The organism is Leptothoe sp. LEGE 181152 (genome assembly GCF_032906605.1).
In the GTDB taxonomy this organism is placed as follows: Bacteria; Cyanobacteriota; Cyanobacteriia; order Phormidesmidales; family Phormidesmidaceae; genus Leptothoe; species Leptothoe turfae.
Genome location: NZ_JASATU010000014.1, coordinates 119,549 through 144,039 on the forward strand (window position 1 = coordinate 119,549; position 24,491 = coordinate 144,039).

General features: G+C 47.9%; 27 protein-coding genes. 7 read left to right on the forward strand and 20 right to left on the reverse strand.

What is annotated here, in order from left to right:
- The first annotated feature begins 105 nt into the window (after positions 1-105).
- Positions 106-1,989: a hypothetical protein gene (locus QGP82_RS07600; RefSeq protein WP_499058165.1), complete on the forward strand. Its 1,884-nt coding sequence runs from the start codon at positions 106-108 to the stop codon at positions 1,987-1,989.
- Here QGP82_RS07600 and QGP82_RS07605 read toward each other — a convergent pair.
- The 6 genes from QGP82_RS07605 to QGP82_RS07630 form a co-directional block, all read right to left on the reverse strand.
- Positions 1,982-3,079, reverse strand: coding sequence for a substrate-binding domain-containing protein (locus QGP82_RS07605; RefSeq protein WP_163703069.1), 1,098 nt, complete (start codon positions 3,077-3,079; stop codon positions 1,982-1,984). The two genes, QGP82_RS07600 and QGP82_RS07605, sit on opposite strands and share 8 nt — an antisense overlap.
- An 81-nt stretch (positions 3,080-3,160) precedes the next feature.
- A complete protein-coding gene (locus QGP82_RS07610) occupies positions 3,161-3,880 on the reverse strand; it encodes a hypothetical protein (protein WP_499058167.1) in 720 nt (239 codons plus the stop codon).
- A gap of 8 nt (positions 3,881-3,888) precedes the next feature.
- On the reverse strand, positions 3,889-5,601 hold the full coding sequence (locus QGP82_RS07615; protein WP_499058169.1) for an extracellular solute-binding protein: 1,713 nt from the start codon (positions 5,599-5,601) through the stop codon (positions 3,889-3,891).
- A 113-nt stretch (positions 5,602-5,714) separates the two neighbouring features.
- On the reverse strand, positions 5,715-5,906 hold the full coding sequence (locus tag QGP82_RS07620) for a CPXCG motif-containing cysteine-rich protein (RefSeq protein ID WP_006517925.1): 192 nt from the start codon (positions 5,904-5,906) through the stop codon (positions 5,715-5,717).
- A 79-nt stretch (positions 5,907-5,985) separates the two neighbouring features.
- Entirely contained in the window at positions 5,986-7,341 is a 1,356-nt protein-coding gene (locus QGP82_RS07625) for an MFS transporter (protein ID WP_490794193.1), read from the reverse strand.
- Between the two features lie 85 nt (positions 7,342-7,426).
- Positions 7,427-7,897 (reverse strand): hypothetical protein, encoded by a 471-nt coding sequence (locus QGP82_RS07630; protein WP_499058172.1) that lies wholly within the window; start codon positions 7,895-7,897, stop codon positions 7,427-7,429.
- A gap of 295 nt (positions 7,898-8,192) precedes the next feature.
- Between QGP82_RS07630 and QGP82_RS07635 the strand changes: the two genes are divergently transcribed.
- Positions 8,193-8,465 carry a hypothetical protein gene (locus tag QGP82_RS07635; protein ID WP_499058173.1) on the forward strand — a complete coding sequence of 91 codons (273 nt, stop codon included), beginning with the start codon at positions 8,193-8,195 and terminating at the stop codon, positions 8,463-8,465.
- 128 nt (positions 8,466-8,593) lie between these two features.
- Here the strand turns inward: QGP82_RS07635 and QGP82_RS07640 are convergent, their stop codons facing one another.
- From QGP82_RS07640 to QGP82_RS07650, 3 genes are all read right to left on the reverse strand, one after another.
- Entirely contained in the window at positions 8,594-10,228 is a 1,635-nt protein-coding gene (locus tag QGP82_RS07640; RefSeq protein WP_499058175.1) for an alpha-D-glucose phosphate-specific phosphoglucomutase, read from the reverse strand.
- A 207-nt stretch (positions 10,229-10,435) separates the two neighbouring features.
- Positions 10,436-10,930: a sterol desaturase family protein gene (locus QGP82_RS07645; RefSeq protein WP_163663876.1), complete on the reverse strand. Its 495-nt coding sequence runs from the start codon at positions 10,928-10,930 to the stop codon at positions 10,436-10,438.
- 105 nt (positions 10,931-11,035) lie between these two features.
- The gene (locus QGP82_RS07650) at positions 11,036-11,221 is read right to left on the reverse strand and encodes a hypothetical protein (protein ID WP_163663874.1); all 186 of its coding nucleotides are present in this window, start codon (positions 11,219-11,221) and stop codon (positions 11,036-11,038) included.
- A 219-nt stretch (positions 11,222-11,440) separates the two neighbouring features.
- Here QGP82_RS07650 and QGP82_RS07655 point away from each other — a divergent pair, with 219 nt between their 5' ends.
- Positions 11,441-11,983, forward strand: a complete 543-nt coding sequence (locus QGP82_RS07655; protein WP_163663872.1) for an SRPBCC family protein — start codon at positions 11,441-11,443, stop codon at positions 11,981-11,983.
- A 146-nt stretch (positions 11,984-12,129) separates the two neighbouring features.
- On the opposite strand, the gene QGP82_RS07660 is transcribed toward QGP82_RS07655, so the two are convergent.
- Positions 12,130-12,315, reverse strand: a complete 186-nt coding sequence (locus tag QGP82_RS07660) for a hypothetical protein (RefSeq protein WP_006517933.1) — start codon at positions 12,313-12,315, stop codon at positions 12,130-12,132.
- A 211-nt stretch (positions 12,316-12,526) separates the two neighbouring features.
- Here QGP82_RS07660 and QGP82_RS07665 point away from each other — a divergent pair, with 211 nt between their 5' ends.
- Positions 12,527-13,192: a class I SAM-dependent methyltransferase gene (locus QGP82_RS07665; RefSeq protein WP_499058179.1), complete on the forward strand. Its 666-nt coding sequence runs from the start codon at positions 12,527-12,529 to the stop codon at positions 13,190-13,192.
- 54 nt (positions 13,193-13,246) lie between these two features.
- Here QGP82_RS07665 and QGP82_RS07670 read toward each other — a convergent pair whose 3' ends face one another.
- The 6 genes from QGP82_RS07670 to QGP82_RS07695 all read right to left on the reverse strand — a co-directional run bounded on the left by QGP82_RS07670 (position 13,247) and on the right by QGP82_RS07695 (position 18,144).
- A complete protein-coding gene (locus tag QGP82_RS07670; RefSeq protein WP_499058181.1) occupies positions 13,247-14,056 on the reverse strand; it encodes an N-formylglutamate amidohydrolase in 810 nt (269 codons plus the stop codon).
- Complete coding sequence (locus tag QGP82_RS07675; protein WP_163663866.1) at positions 14,049-15,380, reverse strand: protein kinase; 1,332 nt, start codon at positions 15,378-15,380, stop codon at positions 14,049-14,051. Before QGP82_RS07675 ends, QGP82_RS07670 begins: the two co-directional genes overlap by 8 nt.
- Positions 15,381-15,522: 142 nt before the next feature.
- A complete protein-coding gene (locus QGP82_RS07680) occupies positions 15,523-15,708 on the reverse strand; it encodes a hypothetical protein (RefSeq protein WP_006517937.1) in 186 nt (61 codons plus the stop codon).
- Positions 15,709-15,731: 23 nt separating this feature from the next.
- A complete protein-coding gene (locus QGP82_RS07685) occupies positions 15,732-16,175 on the reverse strand; it encodes a DUF2752 domain-containing protein (protein ID WP_163663864.1) in 444 nt (147 codons plus the stop codon).
- 9 nt (positions 16,176-16,184) lie between these two features.
- On the reverse strand, positions 16,185-16,463 hold the full coding sequence (locus QGP82_RS07690; protein WP_006517939.1) for a TM2 domain-containing protein: 279 nt from the start codon (positions 16,461-16,463) through the stop codon (positions 16,185-16,187).
- Between the two features lie 232 nt (positions 16,464-16,695).
- Positions 16,696-18,144, reverse strand: a complete 1,449-nt coding sequence (locus QGP82_RS07695; protein WP_499058184.1) for an FAD-binding domain-containing protein — start codon at positions 18,142-18,144, stop codon at positions 16,696-16,698.
- Between the two features lie 197 nt (positions 18,145-18,341).
- Here QGP82_RS07695 and QGP82_RS07700 point away from each other — a divergent pair, with 197 nt between their 5' ends.
- Positions 18,342-20,408, forward strand: a complete 2,067-nt coding sequence (locus QGP82_RS07700; RefSeq protein ID WP_499058187.1) for a S9 family peptidase — start codon at positions 18,342-18,344, stop codon at positions 20,406-20,408.
- Positions 20,409-20,645: 237 nt separating this feature from the next.
- Positions 20,646-20,831 (forward strand): DUF4278 domain-containing protein, encoded by a 186-nt coding sequence (locus QGP82_RS07705; protein WP_006517942.1) that lies wholly within the window; start codon positions 20,646-20,648, stop codon positions 20,829-20,831.
- Positions 20,832-21,420: 589 nt separating this feature from the next.
- Here the strand turns inward: QGP82_RS07705 and QGP82_RS07710 are convergent.
- From QGP82_RS07710 to trxA, 4 genes are all read right to left on the reverse strand, one after another.
- Positions 21,421-21,891, reverse strand: coding sequence for a hypothetical protein (locus tag QGP82_RS07710; RefSeq protein WP_163668316.1), 471 nt, complete (start codon positions 21,889-21,891; stop codon positions 21,421-21,423).
- Between the two features lie 48 nt (positions 21,892-21,939).
- Positions 21,940-22,491 (reverse strand): NUDIX hydrolase, encoded by a 552-nt coding sequence (locus QGP82_RS07715; RefSeq protein WP_499058189.1) that lies wholly within the window; start codon positions 22,489-22,491, stop codon positions 21,940-21,942.
- A 122-nt stretch (positions 22,492-22,613) separates the two neighbouring features.
- On the reverse strand, positions 22,614-23,129 hold the full coding sequence (gene folK, locus QGP82_RS07720) for a 2-amino-4-hydroxy-6-hydroxymethyldihydropteridine diphosphokinase (RefSeq protein WP_163702931.1): 516 nt from the start codon (positions 23,127-23,129) through the stop codon (positions 22,614-22,616).
- Between the two features lie 58 nt (positions 23,130-23,187).
- Positions 23,188-23,505: a thioredoxin gene (trxA, locus tag QGP82_RS07725; RefSeq protein ID WP_163668323.1), complete on the reverse strand. Its 318-nt coding sequence runs from the start codon at positions 23,503-23,505 to the stop codon at positions 23,188-23,190.
- Between the two features lie 215 nt (positions 23,506-23,720).
- On the opposite strand from trxA, the gene fabG reads away from it, so the two are divergent.
- Positions 23,721-24,467 (forward strand): 3-oxoacyl-[acyl-carrier-protein] reductase, encoded by a 747-nt coding sequence (gene fabG / locus QGP82_RS07730; protein WP_499058192.1) that lies wholly within the window; start codon positions 23,721-23,723, stop codon positions 24,465-24,467.
- The last annotated feature ends 24 nt before the right edge of the window (positions 24,468-24,491 follow it).

A 24,491-nucleotide genomic window follows, 5' to 3' on the forward strand; every position in this document is an offset into this window, starting at 1 on the left:
GTCTTTTTCAGTATTTTATGTCAAGTATTTTAGTAAAATTCCCGAGAGATTATCGCTGATCTTTAAGGCAAGCTAAGAAAACCAAGGCAAGTATTTTTTTATACAGTGTTTTCATCATTACTTGAGCGTCTCGTCGCTCTAAATCCTCACAGGGTCAGAGTTCGAAAACAGCTGGCAGAAAAGTCTTTGCCGCTGGTTAGTTTGATTCAGCAGCGGTTGTTGGGTGCACCCTCGAAAAAAATACACAATGGGAAAATGGTCGCGGCCCATTCTTTGGCACTGGCAACGAGTATTGCGACCACGTTAATGACAGCCTTACCTGCTCAAGCAAATAATCTGCCTGTAGAGGCATGGCCGGATAGTTCACCTCAGGCTCCTCTCTCTTTGAGCTGTCACGATATGGCATTTGGCGACTTTGTGCCTGACCGTGAGCCATTTGGCATGACTGGAGGAAGTAATGCCAGGCCTAAGTATTCTGTAGATACGGTATGGACAGCAACGGCCCCTAATGGAACTACGGCCACGATGCGTACTGTTGCCATTAACAACAACAGTGGTAAGTTTATAGCCACTGGCAATGATCCAGATGTATTTTTTATTGAGTTTACCGATCCAAGAACAGGGATTAGCACTCCCAGGCTGACGGAGCGTGAAGGCGACCCTGGTGATAGCTGGGTTCTGGAAGTTGAATACAATCGCCCCATTGGTAATGCTCGTGTCCTGGCGGGGGATGTTGACAGTCAGTACGTTAACAGTAATGTCCGGTTTCGAGACATCCTTGAGGTTGAAAGTTTTTTGGGTGGGACATCCATTAGCTCTACCAATACCTATGTTGGGTCTATCCTGGTGGAGAGTCTCTCAGGTAATAAACACACATTCACAGATGATTCATCATCAACGGATAATCCGAATGCCTCTAATACCGAGGGATTAGGTCCCAACCCCTCAGAAAATGACCCTAGTAATCGAATTGTCGTTGATTATCAAAATACGTTTATTGATACTACCCAAATTACCTATGCAGTGGGTGCATCCTTAGATGGGGGAGCTACTCAATCTATTTTTATGACTTCTGGTATGGCAGCGGGCTGCCACATTAGTGGTAATGCCTTTGAGGACACGAGTCAAGATGATTTGCTGAGCAGTGGTGAGCGCGGACTAGATGAGGTAACTGTCACACTTTATAAGGATGACGGCGATAATATTCTAGAAACCAATGGTGACGACTTACTGATTGAGGTTAAGGAGACGCAAAATGGCGGAGAGTATTCATTTACTAACCTGGCGGAGAATACAAACTACTGGGTAGATATTGATGAAACCGATGGAGATCTGAAAGGATTGCTCTATGGTGGGGGTGATGCGGAGGCGTCTCAAATAAATCCGCGCCAAGTAACCCTTTTGACAACAGATATTTTGAATATTAATTTTCCATTTGACCCGGCGGGCAATGCTCAAATGGCTTTAGTTAAAAGAATTACGGCTATCAACCGAGGACAGGCTGATGAACAGGTATTTGACGACACCTATGTAGATGTGGGTAGCTCCGATGATGACGATAATGCAGCCGAGTGGCCAGCTAACTATCTGAGTGGAGTTGTAGGTGGTATCAGCGTGCAGCCAGGGGATGAGATTGAGTACACGATCTATTTTCTCTCTAACGGTAGTACTGTAGCGCAGGATTTTCGACTGTGCGATCGCATCCCCGACTATCTCACCTTTGCCGACGATGCATTTAATCCTGACACTGGCATCATGTTAGGGCTGGCTAATGGGAATCAGGTTTTCACTAACACTGAAGATCTGGATATAGGGGCCTATATTGCCAGCAATAGCGCTTCTTTAAACTATTGTCGTTACGATTTGACCCTGGGCAGTCAGACCCAGGACAATGGCTTCATTATTGTCAATGTGGGAGATGTACCGCCTGCATCGAGTGCTCCAACCGGTGCTTATGGATTTGTCCGATTTAGAGCTACGGTTAATTAGCGCGCTGCCACTGGCGAATCACCTCTTCAACCACAGAACGATCTGGGGGAGTACTCACCCGTCCAGTTGGATCTGTTGTTGCTCCAGGAATATTTTTACTCCAAGGACTGTTGGGAACGGAATTAATATCAACTTTGGCATTCATTGGACGAAAGCCATGCTGCACAAATACGGCCTGCTGCCCGGGCTCCATCAAAAAGTCAATAAATGCGCGAGCAGCGTTAGCTTCACCACCGTTTACATCACGTCGCACAATGACAGCGGTGGAAATAGTCTCGATGGTCGGATCTAGGTAAAGGATTTGATAGGGCTGGCCTTGGGTTGCGCTGGATTGTTCCCAACGGTGGAGGGCAATACTCTCATATACGGTGGCAATGTCGGCATCGTTGGGACCGCGAGTAATAAACTCTTGCAATAAAATGTCCGTAGATCTAGGCGGCTGATAAACAGAGCGTTTTACCAACCCAAACAAAGTTTGTACATTGTCTTTGCTAAAGTCACCCGTATTGAGGCTGTTGCTATTAGCCTCAGATTGTGACCATAAACTCATCGTCAGCTGACCACTGTTAGAGCGGGTAGGATCAGTCGTTACAAAGTCAAAACTGCCCCAAGCGGCATTGCCACCAATTTTGTCCCAATTACCACCCGTCATGGCGTCTTCCACACGCTGCCACTGAAACTCACCGCCAGGGAATAGTGCCTGGGCTCGTTCTGGCCAGGAGACTGCTACAAGCATGGTTTTTGCAATGGGTTGGGGCGTTTCATAAAAGGGCTCATCACCGTACTGTGCCTTCCAACGTTGGCTTAGTTCGTCCAATAGTTGACCATTGGCCGGAATTAGCACTGTGGGTTCAAAGTCATTGTTATCATCAATATATTTGTTGACAATATCTTGGGAACCTTGGAATTCAAGATTGATTTGAATCGAAGGATTCTGTTGTTCGAAACGAGTTTCGAGAAGTTTAAGAGGTTCCTGAAGTTCGCTGCCGCTAACAATGGTAATGGATTGGTTAACACCGGGGAGAGGGGCGTAGGCGAGACCGGCAGAGGCGACGATGATGGCAAGGGAGGTAACGGGTTTGGTAACCATGGTGGAGAAAAATGGGGAATGGGGCCAATTGTGTAGGGTCGTTCCATGGAACGACCCTACACAATTGGAATGGATGACAAATTAGGCAATTAAGACATCGACATTTTCTTGGAAGCCCTTGAATTCATCGCTAAGCTCTCGCAGTTCATCGGCGGCTACCGAACTGGTGAGATCAGCGGTGCGGAGTTTGTTCTGAAGTTGTTGCAACACACCCCCTGATTCGGCAATTAGGGTAGACAGGTTGGCTAGCTGGGCCTGGCGAGCGTCTTCACCATGCTGGGCAAGGGAAATATTGCGCTTAAGGCTGTTGGCAAGTTTGCCCCATTGTTCTTGGGCAATACCTTTGCTGTTGCGAACTTTAGCTTCGGCTTGCTTTAACTGACGTTGGAGTTCATCTACTGAGAGAAGGGCATCGTTACCTTCCAGACGCAGGGCCAGCTGAGCGATCTTGTTAGGAAGCTCTTGGGTGCGATCGCACGCATATTGCACCACACCTAACAACTCAATCTGGTCGCTATCAGTCAGTAACCGAGTCGCCTCCTCATTTAACTCATCGGCCCGAGCCCCCAGAGCAAGAGCCTGCTGCCGCACCTGTTGAAACTCCCGATTAATAGATTTGTTGGCCAACTCAACCTGGTCAGGTTCACGAGACTTCAGGATCGCTGCACCGGCAGTGGCAAGAACCGCCGCACCGGGTATTGCCACAACGGCAGGCAAACGTCCCAAACGCACACCACCTATCAGAAAAATGCCTCCCGCCAGCACCGCCAACGGATACTGTAATGGATTGGCTAGCTTCATCAGCGCTCCTAAAACTCTACCTGCAGATCGGCCATCAACTGGGCAATGGTCGCCGGATCACCCTTACGATAGTAACCTCCATTCAACTGAGCAATCTGCTCTAGAGCCTGGGGATTAAACTCTCCCTCCTTGCCATAGCCCACTGTAAAGAAAGCAATGCGCTGGTCCGATGAAAATCCACTGCGCGCTAGTTCTTGTTCAAGTTGGTCCAGACTAATGCCCGATTCTGAATCTTCACCATCGGTCAAAATCAGTACTGCATTGATGGCATTTTGCCTCAGGTTAGCCGATAGCCAATTGCGCGCTGCCAATGCCGAATCGTAAAGTCGGGTGCCGCCATCGGCCCTTAACCCAGCAATAAATTGTAGTCCTCGCGATTTACCCTCGGGTGTACCATCCGCCAGCACTGGCTGACGAATATCACTATCAAAGTCAATCAAAGCCACCTGGTCTTTAGGACCCAAGGCATCGACATAGGTCTTCAATGTGTTTTGCACCGACGGCAGCTTGTTACCCTCCATGGAGCCAGAGGTGTCCACTACTATCACTACTAAAGAAGACTTCTTAGCCACCTGACTCCAGGTGGTCAACATGGCTTCAGCTACCTCTGGTGCAGGGGGGCGGTACGAATCGTAGCTAGCCTGGGGGTCCACACCAAAATTGGGACTAAACTTAGGCCCCAGAGCGACTCCGGGTACGCCTGGTCGCAATCCCAATTTTGTAGCGATTTGCTGCGCTGGCGGAGATTGCAGATACTCTAAAATCTGGTCAGCCGCTTCCTTTTCTTGGTCGCTGACCCAGGGCGCATTGGGCACAATGCCCCGCATATTGGAGGTGAAGGTGGATTTGGGATACACCGCTTCATAGCGGGTACCCCCGGGGGGCAAATCAGTATTAGCTGCAATCACCGATGACTCATATACCGAGCCAATGGAGGCCCAGAAGGGGCCATTTTCCACCATAGACTGGGCCAGTGTAGAGGTGGACTTACCATAGCGGGTGATCTTGCTCTGAATTTCTTGGACTTTTGTTTGGTGCTGCTGCACGTCTGCCACCGTTAGTTCTTCAGGACGTTTGCCTGAGACTGAAGAGAACTGCGACACCAGGGTTTGTAATCCAGAATTAGACCGGGTAGGTGCGGTATGAACGTAGTAGATGGGCTGCTCAGGACTGTTGGCATCCAAATCCTTATGGGTTTTAGCCGTTACTAGCTGGGCAAACAGATCGTCAACGTTGCGCAAACCAGAAGCCAGATCCGATGGCACCATAAACACCATGGGGCTATTGGCCAATAGTGGCGCATCGGCAATCGCTGGAATGTAGTTTTGGCCAGGATACAGCTGGTCCATGCGGTAGATCAGCTGATTCTGATAAATCTCACCGTCTACAGACAGAATAGTGGGAAAGTCTGGAGCCTCAGCGGTGAGATTACCTTGCTGAAATTGCTGTGCTAGGTCGACCGTCCGTTCTACAACATCGCCGCTACCTGCTGCCTCACAGGTCATATGAAATGCGTCACCATTCTCCAGCTGCGGCTTTGTTTGGTTAAACTGAACCGCTGCTTCATCACAAAAATGGTGTAGTGCACTACCCACCAGCAGCTTTACTTCAAACCCACGACCGTTACTGGAACTGGTGCCACTATTACAGCTGGCAAGTAACAAGGCACTAACTAAGGAATTAGAAATAACGCGAACAAAGGTTTTCAATCGGTTCTCCATAGCTGCCAATGTGACATTATCAATAGCTACATAACAATTGATATGAAATTCGGATTTATCCTGCCCACTTAATAGGTGTGAAAAACCGAACCGTAAAATGCGCTCACAGGTATTTAACGATCTTCACAATCAGTTTGAATATCTACGTCTAAGGTCTCTTCGTCAATTGTGATGTAAAGAATATTGGGTCGACAACATACCTGACAATCCTCAACATATTGCTGGGTGAGACCGCTGCTGATATCGATAAAGGTGGTGTTGGGTTCGCCGCAGTAGGCGCAATAGTATTCGGCGGTGGTTTGCATATGTCGTAGGGGAATAGGGACCAATTTTGTAGAGATGTTCCATGGAACATCTCTACAAAATTTTGGGATGAAAACGAACCTAATTACGTTGAGGTTGTTTGCGGCTCCGTTCTAGTTGTAGACGAATACGATGATGGGCCTTGCGGGTTAAGGGATAACGATATACACAATAAACACCACCACAAATTAAAAGACTCGGTAAGGCGCTGGCTAATAATCGGATAATCAGTAGATGAGCGTTCGGTCCAATTTGACTGGCCCAATCCAGCATCCAGCCGGAGAGAAAGATGGCGATCGCCACACCCACTTTCTGCAAAAACACCATCAGGCTAATAAACATGCCTTCTTGACGTTCACCGGTACGCAGTTCTTCGTCATCAATGACATCGGGCAACATGGCGAAAGGCACTAGATAAAATGTGGATAGCCCTGCCCCAATCACCACGCCGATGACGTACATGAGACCTATCTGCCCCGGTTGCACCAGACCTAATATACATACGCCGATGAGCGCTAAAGGTGCCCCAGCGTAGTAAACCATCTGCTTGCTCGTGCGCTTGGTCACCCACAGCCAAAATGGCATTAGCACCACGGAACTACCCTGAACCGCAATGGCCATCTGGGTAAAATGCTGCTCTCCCAGGTTCATCCAATCCGTCACGAAAAAAGGCAGCATCGCCGCTGTTACCTGCACTCCGACCCAAGAACACAGGTATAGCCCCATCACCCAACGAAATGCCCGATTGGCAAAGACCCGACGCAGCTGACGACCCATGGGGTGGGGCGATAATTCAGGCTGTTTACGCATCACCGGACGGTATTGACCGTAGGTGCCAACGACACACACAGCAATGGCTATCACAATAAAGATGCCGCTGGCCGCACCCAGAATCATGTACTGGCGTCGGGTGTTTTCCACCAGGGCAAAGATAATCTGGGCCAGCACTAGCCCCACCACCGAGCCGATAATATTGGCTGCTGAACGCACCGACATAATGCTGGTGCGTTCGTCATAGTCGGGGGTAAGTTCGGTTGCGATCGCAACCATTGGCAAAATAATTACCGAAAACGCCGCATAGCCCCCCACAGCCATCAGCACATAGTAAATAAATAGGCTGGTCTCTGACTCCAGGGGAGGCACCAACCAGAGCATGAAGGTGAAAAAGCCCAGGGGCAAAGCGCCCAGCACCAGCCAGGGATAACGACGTCCCCAACGGGACTGGGTGCGATCGCTTAGCCAGCCAATAATCGGGTCATTAACGGCATCCCACACTCGTCCAATGAGCAGCACTGTCCCAGCCAGTGTGGGAGACAGCCCCACCACCTCTGTGAGAAAAAACAGTAGATAAAAAATTGCCAGGCCAATGGGAACAGCCGTTCCTAATTCACCAACACCGTAGGCAAATTTTGTACGGAAAGACAAGCGGGTAGACATAACTCAGACAGTGACGCTCGGTATTTCACAATACCGAACAGCGCCATAGCCTGAATAGTACTAAACAGTTCTAAAACAGCCAGTTCTAAAACAGCCAGTTGATCGATGCCGCAACTTCTGCATCTGTATCGTTAGATTTGAAAATCAGATTGCCTTCTACATTCAGAATGAGGCGCTCACTGACAGCCATATCAACCCCCCCCGTAATCATGGGGTCAAGGTCACTGTCATCAAAGTTATAGGCAAAGCCGCCGCCGCCAAAGACCAAAAATTGCTCATCTAACGCCAGATCAAAGGAGACGGGTAAACGACCTTCAAAGTCCTCACCGATCAAAATAGCAGGGCGTACTGATAAACTCCCCTGCTCAAACGGAATCACCTCCAACTTGGAATCAAGTACGGCTGCTGTATCATCGTTAAGCCCCGTTCGTACACCTACCCCTACATAGTTCTCAATCTCACTTTCGGCAGAGGGTAAGGCCAGGGTGGGTGTAGCGATCGCCAATACTCCCACCAACGCCCCTGTCAAAGGCTTCACACAAGCGGCAAAATTCATAGTCTTAATTAATAAAGTTATATATACAATGAATAGCCTCAATCCATTGGAATACAGGCTATTCGACAATTTACAGCAACACCTTGTGATCACTTAGAGACTGCAGATGTATTTGAGACCTTCTTTATAAAAGCCGGTCCAAAATATTTTTTGCGATAAGTACCGATCCCAAAAAGAACCTGCTTAAATGGTGATCAAAACATTTTGTGTTGTATTGAGTTTCCGCTAGCTAGCGAGTAACTCTGATCTTCAGAATCCTTTTGATCAAAGTTATTTATACCGACAGGAGCGCATCATGACCGTTGAAACCTTGAATCATATGATGACCTACGTCATTGAAGGATGGGCGATTATGAGCGCGACCTACTTGAGCGTAGGATTTACTTTATCTTTTTTGACACGGGCCCAGAATGGCCTGAAAGCCAAGGAAGCGGCGGCAGCCAAAGCTAAGGCTGAAGAGGTTAGCAATGCTAAGCGGGTGGCTGAAGTAACCGCTGTGGCTGAGAAATATGCAAAGAGTGCAGATAGACAGCAGGTTCAGAGTAGTGTGACGGTGCCAGGTAGCTAGGACGAGCTTGGCGATTCTCTGGGAATTTACCTTTAAGACAGAGTGAGTTGAAGCAGTAGCGCTAACGGTTAACCCGCCCCGGAGACCCTCCCAGAAGGGGAGAGTGCTCAGATAGTGGCGTCGTAGATTTAGGTAATAACCGTAGGCTTGTCAAACCCAGTCAGCTCTTTAATCTTGGCAACTTCATCAGCTAGCTGAATCAGAGGTGCAAGAGCTGCTTGGGTATCGATGTCATGCTTAGCAGCATCGGGCTCGTAGTTTTCGACATAAAGTCGTAGGGTGGCTCCTTTGGTGCCGGTGCCGGAGAGGCGGAACACAATGCGGGAACCGTCGGTGAAGCCGATGCGGATGCCTTGCTTTTGACTCACACTGTTATCGATGGGGTCGGTGTAGCTGAAATCGTCGGCATAGTCGACGGTGTAGCTGCCCAATTGCTGGCCCTTCATGGTGGAGAGCTTGGCTCTTAAGCCATCCATCAGCTGATTGGCTACAGCCGTTTCCACCCCTTCAAAGTCATGGCGGCTGTAGTAGTTACGACCATAGGTCGCCCAGTGCTCTTTGACGATTGCTTCAACAGACTGGCCTTTCACTGCCAGAATATTGAGCCAGAACAGCACGGCCCAGAGGCCATCCTTCTCACGAACGTGGTTAGAGCCGGTGCCAAAGCTTTCTTCACCACACAGGGTGGCTTTGTCAGCATCTAGCAAGTTGCCAAAGAACTTCCAACCGGTTGGGGTTTCGTAGCAGTCGATGCCCAGTTTTTCAGCCACACGGTCCACGGCCTGGCTCGTGGGCATAGAGCGGGCCACACCTGCAATGCCGTCACGATAGCCGGGAACCAAAGTGGCATTAGCCGCTAGCACCGCCAGGCTGTCACTGGGGGTAACGAAGAAGTTGCTACCGACGATCATGTTGCGATCGCCATCGCCATCAGAAGCTGCACCAAAGCTAGGGGCATTGCTACCAAACATGACCTCTACCAGGTCATGGGCATAGACTAAGTTGGGGTCAGGGTGCCCACCGCCAAAGTCTTCTAGAGGCTCACCGTTTTGCACGGTGCCTTGAGGAGCGCCCAGTAGACCTTCAAAAATGGCCTTGGCATAGGGGCCAGTTACTGCATGCAACGAATCCATGCACATGTTGAAATTGCCGGAGGTAAGCAGCTGACGGATTTGCTCAAAGTCAAATAGAGTTTCCATCAATGCGGCATAGTCATTGACCGCATCAAGCACTTCAACGGTCATATTGCCCAGGGAAGTAGTGCCCACCCGATCCAGGTTCACATCTTCAGCATCGAGAATCTCGTACTTATCGATGACCTTGCTGCGATCAAAGATGGCACTGGTTACTTTTTCTGGAGCGGGGCCACCATTACCGATGTTGTACTTAATGCCAAAGTCACCATCGGGGCCACCAGGGTTATGGCTAGCAGAAAGGATAATGCCACCAAAGGCTCCATACTTGCGAATAATGCAGGAAACTGCCGGTGTGGAGAAAATACCACCCTGCCCCACAAGGGCTTTACCAAAGCCGCTAGCAGCGGCCATTTTTAGAATAATTTGGATCGCTTGGCGATTGTAGAAGCGACCGTCTCCACCCACAACCAGCGTTTGGCCCTGGTAGCCCTCCAAGCTATCAAAGATAGATTGAACAAAGTTCTCTAGATAATTAGGCTTTTGAAAAACAGCGACCTGTTTACGTAAACCGGATGTGCCCGGCTTTTGATCTGAAAAAGGCGTTGTCGAAACCGTTTGGATGGTCATGATACTCCTTATCTCTGCGTCGGCGAGCCGATTCATCCTTAACCTTACAGGATGCTGTGGCTGCGATGTGTTCGACGGACTGCAGTGGCATGCGTTCCACCGATCGATGGGTTGCGGGCATACCCTTTTGGAAAACCATAACTACACGAGGGAAACCATAAAGGGATACCCGTAAAAATACGGCCAGAATAGTTAGCAGCAGACCTGTTAAACCCACTGGCGCTTAAGCTGCCGCAAAAATGTAAGCCAATATTGAGCTGGCTTACCGTAAAACGTAAAGACATCACCATAGGCCAGATTTGCATTTCTATGGTGGAGGTGATGGCGCTCAGGCGTGGTAATGCATAGCCAACGGCAGATGGTTTTAATCCAGTTAGGCGTGCAATAGTCTGGGTTGAACTGGTGCCGCCAGATCACGTGCAGCTCAGCCAGTAACAGCCCAATCACGGTCCCCACGGGAGACAATAGCCAAAGCAATGGCACCCACATTAGGTAGGGCAACGCGCCCAAAAATCCTGGCAGTAGGGCCTGGGGGCAATGTTTGCGGAAGGCGTAACTCACAAAACTACGGTTGGGGCTATGGTGCACGATGCTGTGGTAACGGCCAAACACATGCTCCGGCACGTGGTAAATAAACGTAGCGACAAAGTCCCCTAGCAGTAGTAATAGCAGGGAAATTCCCAATATTCTCAATAGTTCCATTGCTGATTGCCTCACAACTCCCCGGCAACCTAGCAGAGTGAATTTAAAGTTTATTTAACGTTTGATTTAGAAATAATTTACATTTCAAGACCAGTGTGCATTATCCTATCGAGTGGATTGCACGCTGCTAAAGAGTGCGATCGCAAAACATGTCAAAATCAGCAACCAGATAATAATGCCCGGCAGAAATGACAGGAGGCCCGTACCACGCAATATCCAGACAATGGCTGTCATCGCGATGGTGGCCAGCAACAGTTGAGTAATTGGACGCAGACGAAAACGATTAGCCATCGGTTCGGAGTAGGTACATGTATCGAGGGAACAACAAGGTTTACTAAGGTTTTACGCAAAAATGTGTTTGCTTGACACTTGTCTCATATCGCCTGGTTAATAATGGGCAACGAATCGGTACAAACTTGCAATCTACATTAAGCTAATGGATGCTTTGGGGCGTCTCAGTTATTCGGCAGATTTATTAAGCATATATAAAGTTTTTCCTTATTGAATCCTATGGTTTCGACGACACAACAAACAGCTTTGCTGCGCGGCGATATCTTAATTGCGACCGATACTAACCACAAAGGTAAAGGTGCCGCTGTTACTGCTCAAATGTATGTGCCGTTAGTGCGATCGCAACTTTGGGAGCAACTCACTGACTACAGTCGCTGGGTTCATTACTTTCCCGACATTACCCACAGCCGCGAGTTAGAAGCGTCCGTAAAACACCACGTCAGACAGCAGTCCCAGCGCATTACTCGCAAACTCTACCAGGCAGCCCGCAAAGCCTTTATCCTTTTCACCGCTCAGGTAGAAATTTACCTTCACGTCGTTGAGCATCTGCATCAGAGCATTCAGTTTCGGCTAGAACGCGGCACTTTTGCAGACTTTGCCGCCGACCTTGTACTAGAAGATTTTGGTGAAGGTACGCTACTGACCTACTCGGTCAAAGCCACACCCATGATTCCAGCACCTAAGTTTTTGCTAGAGCAGGCCATGCGCATTGACTTACCCGGCAATATGAAAACCATGCGTCGGGTGCTGTGCCAGCCCTAAATGGGTAGCAGACAGTAATTTTTCTGAGCTAATTACAGGCTCATCTAAAAAGTAAGGGTCCTAGGAAAATGCATTCCTAGGACCCTACTTCTTACTAATTTAATGCCAATAGAATGCCAATAGGCTATTCAAAGACTTCTAAGCACCTAATTCCTTTCAACAAATAATCTGCCTGCGGCTAGAGCGGCACTGCTAGTGGCGTATATGTGCCCATCACTCAAGACATCCAATTCACGGTTGATTACCCAGCAGCGATATCCATCGTCTTGCTGGCTCACTTCAATGATCCACCCCACCCGTGCAGATACCTGCACCACCTGGGTCACATCCATTAGGTGTTCCTCACGCTTTGTACCTTAGGTTAGCAAACCGTCAAACGATATCAGCATTAGCGTTGCAAAAGAGAACCATTGAGCTCTAAGTCTTGTAGAATCGCCCCTTCTTACTCAATTGAATATCTTTAAAGGCTGGGTTGTTTCCCTTAGAGTTTTCTAGTTTATGATGTGCATGCACTCAGAATCCAAAGTCCCAGCAGCCTCTTCAATGTCTACTCAAATTCTCACCCTCACTGAAAATCTCTATGACTATCTACTGTCTGTAGGCGTTCGAGACAGTGAGATTCTCCAGCAGTTAAGAGAAGAGAATGCTCAGCACCCTAGAGCAGTGATGCAAATTGCCCCAGAACAGGGTCAGTTTATGGGGTTATTGGTACAGCTATTAGGGGTGAAAAAAGCGCTAGAAATAGGCGTTTTTACTGGCTATAGTTCGCTAGTTGTGGCCATGGCACTGCCCGACGATGGTCAGCTTATTGCCTGCGACATTAGTGATGAGTATACAGGCATGGCTCGCAAGTATTGGCAAAAAGCTGGAGTTGACCACAAGATAGACCTACGCATCGCTCCGGCACTCGAAACCCTTGACCACCTCATTGCCGAAGGTCATAGTAACAGTTTTGACTTTGCATTTATCGACGCAGATAAGAGCAACTACAACAACTATTATGAGAAGGCTCTACAGCTCGTACGGTCAGGCGGCTTAATCGCTGTAGACAACGTTTTGTGGTCAGGGCGAGTCGCCAATCCATTCACAGAACAGGATAATCGCACAAAGCGTATTCATGCCCTGAATCAGAAAATTCACTCGGATGAGCGTGTTTCCATGAGTTTATTGCCAATTGCAGATGGGCTGATGCTCGCCATGAAACGCTGATAGACCCATTGCTCATCTCCATAAGATTTCTGAAATCCCTAGGATACAGACTTTTCAGCTATCTTCTCCACTAGACGGCACCAGTATCGATTGGGTCAAATGACTAAAAACGGCCTGAATGTTTTGTTTGGCCTGATGAAATTCAGGGATATCCCAATCGGGAATACGAGGCTGTTCAAGTTGTTCTAAATTGAGATAGTTGTGATATCGAAGCTCAATCTGTAACGATTGCACACCTGGCATTGCACCATAGTGGCGAGTGATATATCCGCCATTAAACACATGGTTTTGTGCGACCTGATAGGCCTGTGATACAAATGCTGCTTCAACAGCTGACATCAGCTTGTCAGAACAGGTTTTGCCATTACCATTACCCAGGCAAACCTGATCCACAATCGGTCCTGCAAAGCTGTGTAAATCTAACAAATATGCATAGCCAAATTGGTCAACTATTTGTTGTAGAAGATATTCCAGCTTTTGATGGTAAGGGCGATAAACGTGATCAATTCGATCTTGAACCTGATGGCTTGATGGTAAGTGACGATACAGGGACTGCTTGTAAGCAGTCTGTCGTGGTACTGCCGCTTGCCAAAACCCTCCCATAAAAGGTGCTTTAGCAGCTCGATTGAGATCCACAACATAGCGACTGTAGTTGGCAGCCAACACCGTAATACCCAGCTTGGGTAAATTGTCATAGAGCTTATCCAGATGCCAGTCTTGGTGGGGCAGAAAATCTTGATACTGAGGGTTTAGCGAGGTGATAACCTCTTCCGGAATCACCAAGCCACTATGGGGAATACTGGCCACAATCGGACATAGCCTGGTCGTAGGATGATGAACCCGAAAGGGAGTAGCCTCAAACAAGTGTGGATACCTCTGTCAGCAATTCATTGATTGTACTGAATAATGGGCGTTCACTGGGAACCGCGTCCATACAACGCTGCTGCAAATCCCGAAGAGCTTGAAATATCTTTATTTCCATCTCATCATTCTCGGAAATATGACGTGCTAGCAAATCCTCTAAGAGACAACCATAGGCCCTAGATTCAAGCTGCTGGAAAGATTGCCCGACCTCTGTATCTGTCGGGGCGTAAAAAGACGCTGCGCCAAAATCTCCGAGAATACTCTTCCCATGAGTATTGACTAGAATGTTATGGGCATAGAGATCGCCATGCATAATACCGTGGCTATGGAGGTGTGCAACGACAGAGGAGATGCCCCTGGCAATTTGGAGAATAACAGGGAGTCTAAATGTAATACCATCGGCATACGTATCTCGAGTGCAGGTTTCTAAACTGGGAGGGTTACCTAAGTTACCGTACTCAGCGGTAATAAAGGAGAATACTAAACCCGCCTTGCCATCAATGGGGTGGCTTAGTTTACCGAATACTTTGACTAAATTAGGATGGGAACCCGCTGCGATACAGGCCTGCATTTCATCTAGAGGCAAACCGTCGCTAGTAATGTCACCTTTGAACAGCTTAACTGCCACATCTTGAGCTGGAGTCGATGCTGTTTCAGGCGTCCACAGGCCTTTATAGATAACCCCAGAGGCCCCTTGGCCCAAGACTTCACCCAGCTGTAGTTCTGCTGGATCAATGGTGGCTAGGGTATTATTTTGTTGAACTTCTGTAGCCTGACTACATGGGTTGCCGGCATAGGCCAACCAGGTTAACCGGGGTAAATCAAAAAGCCAGCTAGGCAAAGTTTGTAGCTGATTAGCTGCGAGTCGCATGAGTTCTAAGCTTTGACAATTGGCCAGTTCGTCCGGCAACGAGCGTAACTGATTACCTGCCAGCATACACTTTTGTAGTTTACTGAGCTTACCAATGCTCTTGGGCAATGATGTTAGCTGATTGTTAGTCAGAATTAACCAGCGAAGGTTGGGTGACAGGGCCGTTTCACTAATCGTTTTCATTTTGTTGCCCTTAAAACTCACCATAGAGAGATTTGGGCAGGCGGCTAATATCTCTGGAAATTCTTCAAACTGATTGTTATTGAAAAAGGCAATTCTCAGCTTTTTTAACTTAGAGAATTCAGGTGGCAGCGTCCTGAGGTGATTATTGGATAGATCTAGAATTTCCAACGAATCGGCTTGTTCTAAAATTTCTAGGGGGAATTCGGTTAAATCTTGAGAGATCTTTAAACGGGGCTCTTCTGCGGAGTAATTTAAGGTTAAGGCTGTCATGTAAGTGTTTATTTTAATAAATCGTTTGAGTAGCGGGCATCGCTCAAATGAAGCATAGCTTTGAGCATGAGGCAGCCAAGCGACCCTGCAAACCCAGTGCAGTGAAAGGGTTTATGGGTAAGAAATCAAATTGTGGCAGCGTCTAGGGCTGTTTATACTTGCCACTCCAATGCATGTAGCCGAAATACATCAGCACTCCCAGTTGTATCGGCACCAGAATCAAATAGTTTTTTAGAAAAGGGTTGATTTCCATATGGGCAAAGATTTGACAGTAGGTCAATCCTGCGATGGCCAATCCTGCTTTAAGAGGTAGTGTACGATTACGCATAGTAATTATTTAGCTGCTTTAATTTAGATTAGAGAACTTAGAAAAGACTGCTGCATGTTTGTAGCTAGTGCCCCTGACATCCAGAGTTGGTATAACCGGAAACCGTGATATCCAAACATTAGTATAAGCCCGGTACTCCATAGACTGCGATGTCGCCACCAGCGGCTCCATAGGCGCTTAGTCCAAAGCTCAATACTGACCTGAACTAGGGCAACTGCCCAGAGTATGACAACCAAAGGAGCCAGGAGATGGTAATGAATAGCCGCTGACCACTGACGGTTTGCGATCGCAAACACCGCTCGCGTCATCCCCCAAGTAGGACAGGGGATGCCCACCAATGCATTTAGCGGACATCCCCACAGCGTTATTTCATATCCAAATGAAGTCAGCACCACGATCAAGAGCGGTGTACATAACGCTCCTAATAGACCGAGGCGCAAATAAATTGACGATTTTGCAAGTACCATGACTCTACGTTAGAACCATGGCTTTTTATTAGTGATATAAGTGCTGACAAATTCTTCATCCGACTTAGTCAGATACAGAATACCTTCAACTAGACCAATCACACCCACTACAGCAGAACCCACACCACAGGTCACAGTGCCACCAATCAGGCAAACCAGCAGCATGATAATGCCTTCGTTGGTATACCCCAGATAAAATTTGTGTATGCCAAAAGCACCCAGCAAAATCCCTAAAATACCGGCTACAACTTTCTTGTCAGCCCCTTCAACGCCACCAGAATTTGTCATATCGATTCAATTCCTCTTTAAGTGCATTTCCATCATGCTGGTCGTTATGACGACCTCTCTTCAAAATTGCCCGATTTTCGGCATAGAAAAACCTTGTTATAAAGATTTAATCAATATGAACTGATAAAAATCCGGATGAACTAGCGGGAAAAACAGCATACTGCACCATTACTGCCCATAATCACCGTTTATCAGAGACAGAAATCAGTACACCTAATTTTCTCATGTGTCATTAATCACGTTCGTTTAGGGCTCCCAACTTAGCTTTTTGTTCCTTATAACGTTCTTTAAAAACAGCCTGTTGTTTTTTGTGATCGACAATAGGCGCAGCGTAATCAGTCCCCTCTAAATCTAGGGGTGAGAGTTTACCACTCACCAGTGCACCCGTATCCACATGGCGAATCTCAGGCAGCCACTGGCGAATATAGTCTGCATCCGCATCAAATTTCTTAGCTTGGCTAGCCGGGTTGAAAATTCTTAACGGCTTAGGATCCATGCCGCTAGAGGCACTCCACTGCCAGCCACCATTGTTGGCACTGAGATCACCATCCACCAGCTTTTGCATGAAATATTTCTCACCCCAGCGCCAGTCGACAATTAAGTCTTTGGTGAGAAAGCTGGCCACAATCATGCGACAACGATTGTGCATCCATCCGGTCTCATTTAACTGACGCATGGCAGCATCCACAATGGGATAGCCTGTACGTCCCTCACACCAAGCTGCAAATTTCTCTTCATCATTGTCCCAAGGAAAATCTTTCCAGGCATCACGGTAGGGACCATGTGCTAACTCTGGGAAGAAAAACATTACATGCTGGTAAAACTCTCGCCAGGCGAGTTCCTTCATCCAGGTTTGCACATTGGTACGACCCTCATCACTGTTACAGGCATCGTAGGCTGTCATTGCCGTCTGCCACACCTCACGCATACCCACTGCACCAAACTTAAGGGCCGCACTCAGCAATGAAGTACCTGTCACCGCGGGGAAATTGCGTTGCTCATCGTAGGCTTCAATGGCTTTATGACCAAAGAATTCTAGCTGGGCACGGGCGGCCCGCTCGCCGGGTTCTAGGGGTAATGGGGCATCCCACGTAAAGCCCAATGCTTTAGCCGAGGGCAGTGCGATCGCATCTACCAACCCACGTTCCGCGTCACTCAGACCCACCGCCCCCTGCAACGTTGCAGCTGGAGGTAGTTTGACTAAATTTTGCCAGTTTCGCCAGAAAGGACCATACACCGTGTAAGGTTTACCAGCTCCAGTCAGCACATCCCCCGGTGCATGCAGCAGTTGGTCCCAAGTTTTGGTCCGCATTTCAATGCCTTTTTCCGTCAGGGCTGCTGCCACTGCGTTATCTCGCTGGCGGGAATAGGGTTCCACATCTCGATTCCAATAGACAGCCATAGCTCCCAATGTCGAAGCTGTCTGAGGGATTTGTTCTACAGGATTACCCTTGAGAATCAGCAGTTCACTCCCGACTGCTTGATAACGCTCCTGTAACTGCGCCACACAGCCAAGCATATAGGCCACCCTGGCTGGGGCTACGTCATCTGCTTCTAAGATGCCAGGATCCAGGCAAAAAACCCCGACTACTTTAGGACTCCGTTCCCGAGCAGCGGCCAGGCCTAAATTATCACTAATGCGCAGATCACGACGGTGCCAAAACAGGATCAGATCAGCCATAAACTTGGTAAAAAGGGGAGAATCCGATCAGTATAGGTGGTTTTGAGTGGGGGGTTTAATTGCACTACACCCCAAAACTTAGAACTCAGAATTCAAAACTTCTTCACAGGGACGGTATTCTACACCCATGCATCATGGCTTCCCAGGGCTTAGCTCAGTATTCTAGAAGGGCACACGTTCAGGGAGTTAAAGTTTTGATGACGTCTGGAGCCCCTATCGCCAAAAAACAGCCGAAAACCCTTGAAAAACATGGGGATGTTCGCATTGATGATTATTATTGGCTGTGCGATCGCGACTCCCCAGAAACCCTGGATTACCTCAAAGCTGAAAACACCTACACTGACGCACAAACCTCCCATAACAAGAGCTTTCAGAGAGCTTTGTATAACGAAATGCTAGGCCGCATTCAGGAAAGTGATCTGTCGGTACCCACAAAAGACGGGGATTATTACTATTACAGCCGCACTGAAGAAGGCAAAGCCTATCGCATCCTATGCCGTAAACAAGGTAGCTTAGACGCCCCCGAAGAAATTTTGCTCGATGAAAATGAGCTAGCTGAGGAGTATGAGTTTTTTGCCTTGGGAGACTATGAAACGAGTCTTGATCATCAGTTGCTAGCCTATGCTACAGACACCAATGGATCAGAGCGCTGCACCTTAGTATTCAAAGACTTGACCACTGGAAATCTTTATCCAGAAAAAATTGAAAACATTAGTGAAGTTATCTGGGCTAACGACAATCGTACTGTTTTCTACACTCGACTAGATGATGCCCATCGCCCCTACCAAGTATGGAAACATCGTTTGGGAGAAGATCCAGGTAACGACCAACTGGTTTACGAAGAAACCGACGATGCTTTTTATCTCTCAGTGGGCGGCACCCGCAGCGAAGCTTATCTATTCATCTCAATTAACAGCAAAATCACCTCCGAAATCTGGATTTTAGATGCCAATAATCCAGATGGAGAGTTTCAGATAGTTTGTCCCCGCAAACATGGCGTGGAATACTCCATTTCTCACCATCCTGGCAACAACAACACCCTCGACCGGTTTTACATTGTTACCAACGAGGATGCCATTAACTCAAAGCTAATGGTGACACCAGTCAACGCACTTGGCAAAGAGAATTGGGAAACTGTCATACCCCATCGCCCTGATGTACAGCTGACAGGTATTAGTGTATTTATCGACCATCTGATCATTTACGAACGCCAGGGGGGGTTGCCCACCATTCGTATCCACAAACTTTCCACAGGAGAAGACACAGCCCTAGAGTTTCCAGAACCCACCTATTCGGTCTGGTCTGGTGCCATGCCTGAATTTGACAACAAAACTCTGCGATTTACCTACACGTCATTAATCACTCCGTCCTCAGTATTTGATTATGACATGGACACCCATGAACGAGAGCTCAAAAAAGAGATGCCGGTACTTGGAGGCTACGACCGCAGCCTATATCAAAGTGAATGGTTGATGGCGAAGGCTCCCGACGGCACCGAAGTGCCAATCTCGCTGGTGTACAAAAAAGGAACTGAGCGAAATGGCAACAGTCCCCTCTTTCTCTATGGCTACGGATCCTATGGCGCATCATCATCGGCCTATTTCTCCTCTATCCGGCTCTCCCTATTAGACCGAGGTGTCATCTATGCCATTGCCCACATTCGCGGTGGTGGTGAAATGGGTCGGCCATGGTACGAGGACGGCAAGTTTCTCCATAAGAAAAATACGTTTACGGACTTTATTGCCTGTGCTGAGTACCTGATCGATAACCAATGGACCAGCGCTGACAAACTCGCTATTTATGGTGGTAGTGCCGGTGGATTATTGATCGGTGCCGTATTAAATATACGACCCGAGTTATTTAAAGTTGCCCTCGCAGCTGTCCCCTTTGTGGATGTTGTAACAACCATCTTAGACCCCAGCCTGCCGCTATCAGTGATGGAATGGGACGAATGGGGCAACCCTAATGAGAAAGCGTACTATGACTACATGAAGTCTTACTCGCCCTATGACAATGTCACAGCCCAGAAGTATCCTGACCTGTTGATCACGGGTGGACTTAACGACCCACGAGTCTCTTATTGGGAACCTGCCAAGTGGACAGCAAAACTGAGAGAGTTAAAAACCGATCAGAATAAGCTTCTTCTCAAAACCAATATGGATGCAGGCCACGGCGGTGCCTCCGGGCGTTATGGATGGCTCGAAGAAACCGCCTTTGAATATGCCTTTATGCTGGATAGCCTAGGTTTAGCAGCTCCAAGCTAGCGCCTCCGGAACACTGAACGTTTGTGGACACGAGGTCCAGTGCAAGGACAGCTTAGCCACACAATTAAGCAAATATTAAATTACACTTTAAGGTTTACTAACTTAGCCTTAATGCATCCCGATAGCATATAAACTGTAACCAATTACACAGTTTGATGTTTTTGGCGGGAAGTTTTAGCGATTTTCTTGCTGTCCAAATATTTCTGTCATGGCATCTACACATTTGGAGGAACCGAGATGAAACTCTCATTTCTTGGCGCTCTCTACGAAGCGCACTTCGAAAATATTCAAGTAACTGATACTGAAAAGATTGGCACCTACCGTGGTGCGCCCCTTAAGCGCAAGGCATTTAAGGTTCCTAATCACCCCCATCAGCGTGTACAGCTCACCTATCGTGGCGTGAAATATAACCAAGAAGTCTAAAAGAGGGGTGGCAACCTCGCATTAGATTAAAATCGCAGGTATTCTAAGTTGAACTCAGGGAATGTCATTGCCGACTCTTTCCTCTCAGTAGAAACAAAGTATCGTATTGCCCTCTTTCTTCATTGATAGTGAAGAAAGAGTTTTTTGTGTTTTTTGTGTTTTTGGCTAGGGAATTCTTCACTCCCCTGCACACCAAAGTTAGTGAAAGCAGCCATAATTTAGATCAAGATCACTCATGTTTTTTTCAGACTGCCATCACGTTTATTTCATATGAGCGCGTCAACCTAGGAACTATCAAGGTTCATTTCAAGCATCTACCAAGGGTGCATCACCTCTAAATCCACCACTGCCCCCATCCCTCTACATAGCTTTAAAAGCTGGAGGTCCCATGAAACTTTATTGGCTACCACTCCTAATTTTGGGCGCTCATTTCAGTGCTCTTACGCCAAAAGCCGCTGCCTTCGAGTTTGAGACTGTTCCCAAGACACCAACAGAAATTATTAATGATTCTACAAATAACGTAGATAAGTTGGCAGATCTAGAAGATGGGGAAAGCCCATGGGTAAAAACAGAAGATACTAGTATCTCCTTAGAGAAAGGATTTCATAGAAGACGATCCGGGCGCAGTCGATTTCGTCCTGATAGATTTCGGGGAGATATTTTCTTCCGAAACGGCAGCATCCGTCGAATCCACTTCAGACATGGGGAATTTCGGCGGGATGAAATTTTCTTCCGAAACCGGGAATTCCGTCATGGCAGTGTCCGCCATCATAATTTCTACCGTGGAAGATTTCGACATGGTAGACGTCATGATTTCCACCATGACCGGTTCCGACATGATCGATTTCGACACCATGATTTCTATCGCATCAGGATTCACTAAACTCTGGGTATTGACTACAACCCAGTGGCTAATCGTCTTATTACTATCAATGTCTACACCATTTTTTGTCTTCATTGCACCATAGAAATCCCAAATTATCCTTGAAAACAAATAATCAGCCCTCCATGTCGTCCCATAAAGGGCTGATGTACTGTCGGCACTTTGAGAAGCCAACATCAGTGTATGCCTACATAAGATGAGTGGATGTCTTCTAAAACTCTCGTTTTATTTATTCAAAAACGGTTTTGCCATAAAGTACCCGGCAATCGATTTTGCATCCACACCTTCACCACTAAGAACAGCTTTTTCAAACTCTTCTGGCGTCATCAAAACAACTTCAATATCCTCATCTTCATCCTGGGCTGGAGCTGTTTCTAGCTTCTCAAGGTCGCTTGCCAAAAACGCAAAAATATATTCATCAGAGTAACCGGGGGCCAATGGAAACTTGCCAAGATTGGTCCATTCGCTGGCACTATAACCAGTCTCTTCTTCTATCTCTCGTTGAATGGTTGTAAATGCATCTTCCTCTCTTTCAATCGTACCTGCCGGGAACTCTAACAATCTTCCTTGCACGGCAAAACGATATTGTCGGACCAGCACCAGCTTACCGTCAGGGGTAATGGGTATAGCCATCGCTCCCCCTGGATGGCGAATGCATTCCCACTGACCTTCCACTTTGTTGGGTAGACGGAGACGGTTGACTTCAAAGTCAAACTTACGTCCGGCGTAAAATAGACACTTTTTGAGTAGCTGAGGCGGTTCTAAACCAAGAGACATAGTGTTGGATGCAGTGAGGTAACGGGATCAGGTTACACCATGAGCCGCTGGCTAACTCCATTAAAGGCGCTTCGCTCAGCCAACTAATGCGATGAGAGCTGAGCGTAGTCAAAGCCCAGTCTCTAAGCCACCAGTGGATACACTCCAGCCGTATCAACCTGTCCCAATAATTCCTTCACGGTTCGCTGCCTGACGGGATGTCGCCAGTCCGCTGCAATTTCCGACAGGGGCACCAACACAAACGCCCGCTCATGCATTCTCGGATGCGGCAAAATCAGTCTGGGCGTATCTATGATCTGATCGCCATAGAACAGTAAATCCAAATCTAACGTACGAGGTCCCCAACGCTCACGCCGGATACGACCAAAGCTCGCCTCTGTCACTAGCAGTAACTGCAGCACCTGATCAGGACGCAGGGTGGTATGGAAAACAGCACTGGCATTGATGTAGTCAGGCTGGGGGGGACCCACTGGAGCGGTTTTGTAGAGTTGCGATCGCCGCCTCAACCGCATACCACCCCGATCAAGCTGTGCCAATGCTGCTTCAATGGTTTGCTCCGAGTCTCCCAGGTTACTGCCCAGGGCAATGGCACACGCCGTTTCCATACTGTTTTGCTGAGTCGTCACGAGCCCAGGCATGCCTGGGGACTCTCAATCATACCCGTTGCTACCAAGCAGTTGAGTCAGCAGTTCCCAATTATAAATTCGGCCGTAATCGCGTAACCAATTGAGTAGCGTTCATGGCACCTTCAATTCGGTCCACTTCTTGACCATCCTTAAAGAGCACCATAGTCGGTAGCGCATGGATCTGATACTTGGATGCCAGCGTGTCGTAGCGATCCGTGTCAATTTTCACGATTTGCAGCTTATCCTGTAGCTCATCCTTAACTTTCTTCAATTCTCCTGCCATCAACTGACAAGGACCACACCAGGTAGCATAAAAATCCACCAGCGTAGGCTTATCAGACCCAGCTAACATATCCTCAAAACTAGAAAATTGTTGTTTTACAGCCATTGTCCTAAATCCAGGCTAGGTTCAGCCTTCATGCTAAGCGAGCCCCATCAAAATGGCGGGAATTTAAGGGAATTCTTGGCATTTTTATAAGCATTTGTAAGGTACTGGATTTTAAGCTAACTATTTGGGTCAAGATGGGCAGTGAAAAGAGGGTAATTGATCCCCAACCCCCAAAAATAATAGAGTGATCGAGCCGTTAACCATTTCCCCTCACCATGACTGGAGCAATGCAAGATCAGGTCGCTATCATTACCGGCTCGTCCCGTGGCATCGGTAAAGCAGCTGCCCTCGCCCTCGCCGCAGAAGGGGCCAGCGTTGTGGTCAACTATGCACACTCTAGTACTGCTGCTGATGAAGTCGTTTCTGAAATAACGGGTGCAGGTGGTAATGCCATTGCCCTTCAGGCTGATGTCTCTAAAGAAGATCAGGTAGAGACCCTGATCAAGGGCACTATGGAAAAGTTTGGGCGCATCGACGTGCTAGTCAACAATGCCGGCATCACCCGAGACACGTTGCTACTCAGAATGAAGCCCGCCGACTGGCAGGCAGTGATCGATCTCAACCTCACAGGCGTATTTCTCTGCACCCGTGCCGTTGCCAAAATCATGCTCAAACAGCGTTCAGGGCGCATCATTAATATTTCATCCGTGGCCGGTCTCATGGGTAACCCCGGTCAAGCTAACTATAGTGCCGCTAAAGCAGGTGTCATCGGTTTCACAAAGACTGTGGCCAAGGAAATGGCAGGCCGTAGTGTGACCGTCAATGCCGTTGCACCTGGCTTTATTGAGACTGATATGACCAGCGAACTCCCTAACACCGAGGAAATTCTCAAGTACATTCCGTTAGGTCGCTACGGTCAAGTAAGTGAAGTTGCTGGACTCATTCGATTCTTAGCAGCTGATCCCGCAGCAGCTTACATCACCGGTCAGGTAATGAATGTGGATGGCGGCATGGTGATGTAATTGAAATTCAATTTGTAGGGGTGT

What these genes read in the sequence shown, in the direction of transcription:
- QGP82_RS07605 (WP_163703069.1), bottom strand. Translation starts at nt 3,079, where the DNA reads ATGGTTACCAAACCCGTTACCTCCCTTGCCATCATCGTCGCCTCTGCC.
- QGP82_RS07610 (WP_499058167.1), bottom strand. Translation starts at nt 3,880, where the DNA reads ATGAAGCTAGCCAATCCATTACAGTATCCGTTGGCGGTGCTGGCGGGA.
- QGP82_RS07615 (WP_499058169.1), bottom strand. Translation starts at nt 5,601, where the DNA reads ATGGAGAACCGATTGAAAACCTTTGTTCGCGTTATTTCTAATTCCTTA.
- QGP82_RS07620 (WP_006517925.1), bottom strand. Translation starts at nt 5,906, where the DNA reads ATGCAAACCACCGCCGAATACTATTGCGCCTACTGCGGCGAACCCAAC.
- QGP82_RS07625 (WP_490794193.1), bottom strand. Translation starts at nt 7,341, where the DNA reads ATGTCTACCCGCTTGTCTTTCCGTACAAAATTTGCCTACGGTGTTGGT.
- QGP82_RS07630 (WP_499058172.1), bottom strand. Translation starts at nt 7,897, where the DNA reads ATGAATTTTGCCGCTTGTGTGAAGCCTTTGACAGGGGCGTTGGTGGGA.
- QGP82_RS07635 (WP_499058173.1), top strand. Translation starts at nt 8,193, where the DNA reads ATGACCGTTGAAACCTTGAATCATATGATGACCTACGTCATTGAAGGA.
- QGP82_RS07640 (WP_499058175.1), bottom strand. Translation starts at nt 10,228, where the DNA reads ATGACCATCCAAACGGTTTCGACAACGCCTTTTTCAGATCAAAAGCCG.
- QGP82_RS07645 (WP_163663876.1), bottom strand. Translation starts at nt 10,930, where the DNA reads ATGGAACTATTGAGAATATTGGGAATTTCCCTGCTATTACTACTGCTA.
- QGP82_RS07650 (WP_163663874.1), bottom strand. Translation starts at nt 11,221, where the DNA reads ATGGCTAATCGTTTTCGTCTGCGTCCAATTACTCAACTGTTGCTGGCC.
- QGP82_RS07655 (WP_163663872.1), top strand. Translation starts at nt 11,441, where the DNA reads ATGGTTTCGACGACACAACAAACAGCTTTGCTGCGCGGCGATATCTTA.
- QGP82_RS07660 (WP_006517933.1), bottom strand. Translation starts at nt 12,315, where the DNA reads ATGGATGTGACCCAGGTGGTGCAGGTATCTGCACGGGTGGGGTGGATC.
- QGP82_RS07665 (WP_499058179.1), top strand. Translation starts at nt 12,527, where the DNA reads ATGTCTACTCAAATTCTCACCCTCACTGAAAATCTCTATGACTATCTA.
- QGP82_RS07675 (WP_163663866.1), bottom strand. Translation starts at nt 15,380, where the DNA reads ATGACAGCCTTAACCTTAAATTACTCCGCAGAAGAGCCCCGTTTAAAG.
- QGP82_RS07680 (WP_006517937.1), bottom strand. Translation starts at nt 15,708, where the DNA reads ATGCGTAATCGTACACTACCTCTTAAAGCAGGATTGGCCATCGCAGGA.
- QGP82_RS07685 (WP_163663864.1), bottom strand. Translation starts at nt 16,175, where the DNA reads ATGGTACTTGCAAAATCGTCAATTTATTTGCGCCTCGGTCTATTAGGA.
- QGP82_RS07690 (WP_006517939.1), bottom strand. Translation starts at nt 16,463, where the DNA reads ATGACAAATTCTGGTGGCGTTGAAGGGGCTGACAAGAAAGTTGTAGCC.
- QGP82_RS07695 (WP_499058184.1), bottom strand. Translation starts at nt 18,144, where the DNA reads ATGGCTGATCTGATCCTGTTTTGGCACCGTCGTGATCTGCGCATTAGT.
- QGP82_RS07700 (WP_499058187.1), top strand. Translation starts at nt 18,342, where the DNA reads ATGACGTCTGGAGCCCCTATCGCCAAAAAACAGCCGAAAACCCTTGAA.
- QGP82_RS07705 (WP_006517942.1), top strand. Translation starts at nt 20,646, where the DNA reads ATGAAACTCTCATTTCTTGGCGCTCTCTACGAAGCGCACTTCGAAAAT.
- QGP82_RS07710 (WP_163668316.1), bottom strand. Translation starts at nt 21,891, where the DNA reads ATGTTGGCTTCTCAAAGTGCCGACAGTACATCAGCCCTTTATGGGACG.
- QGP82_RS07715 (WP_499058189.1), bottom strand. Translation starts at nt 22,491, where the DNA reads ATGTCTCTTGGTTTAGAACCGCCTCAGCTACTCAAAAAGTGTCTATTT.
- folK (WP_163702931.1), bottom strand. Translation starts at nt 23,129, where the DNA reads ATGCCTGGGCTCGTGACGACTCAGCAAAACAGTATGGAAACGGCGTGT.
- trxA (WP_163668323.1), bottom strand. Translation starts at nt 23,505, where the DNA reads ATGGCTGTAAAACAACAATTTTCTAGTTTTGAGGATATGTTAGCTGGG.
- fabG (WP_499058192.1), top strand. Translation starts at nt 23,721, where the DNA reads ATGACTGGAGCAATGCAAGATCAGGTCGCTATCATTACCGGCTCGTCC.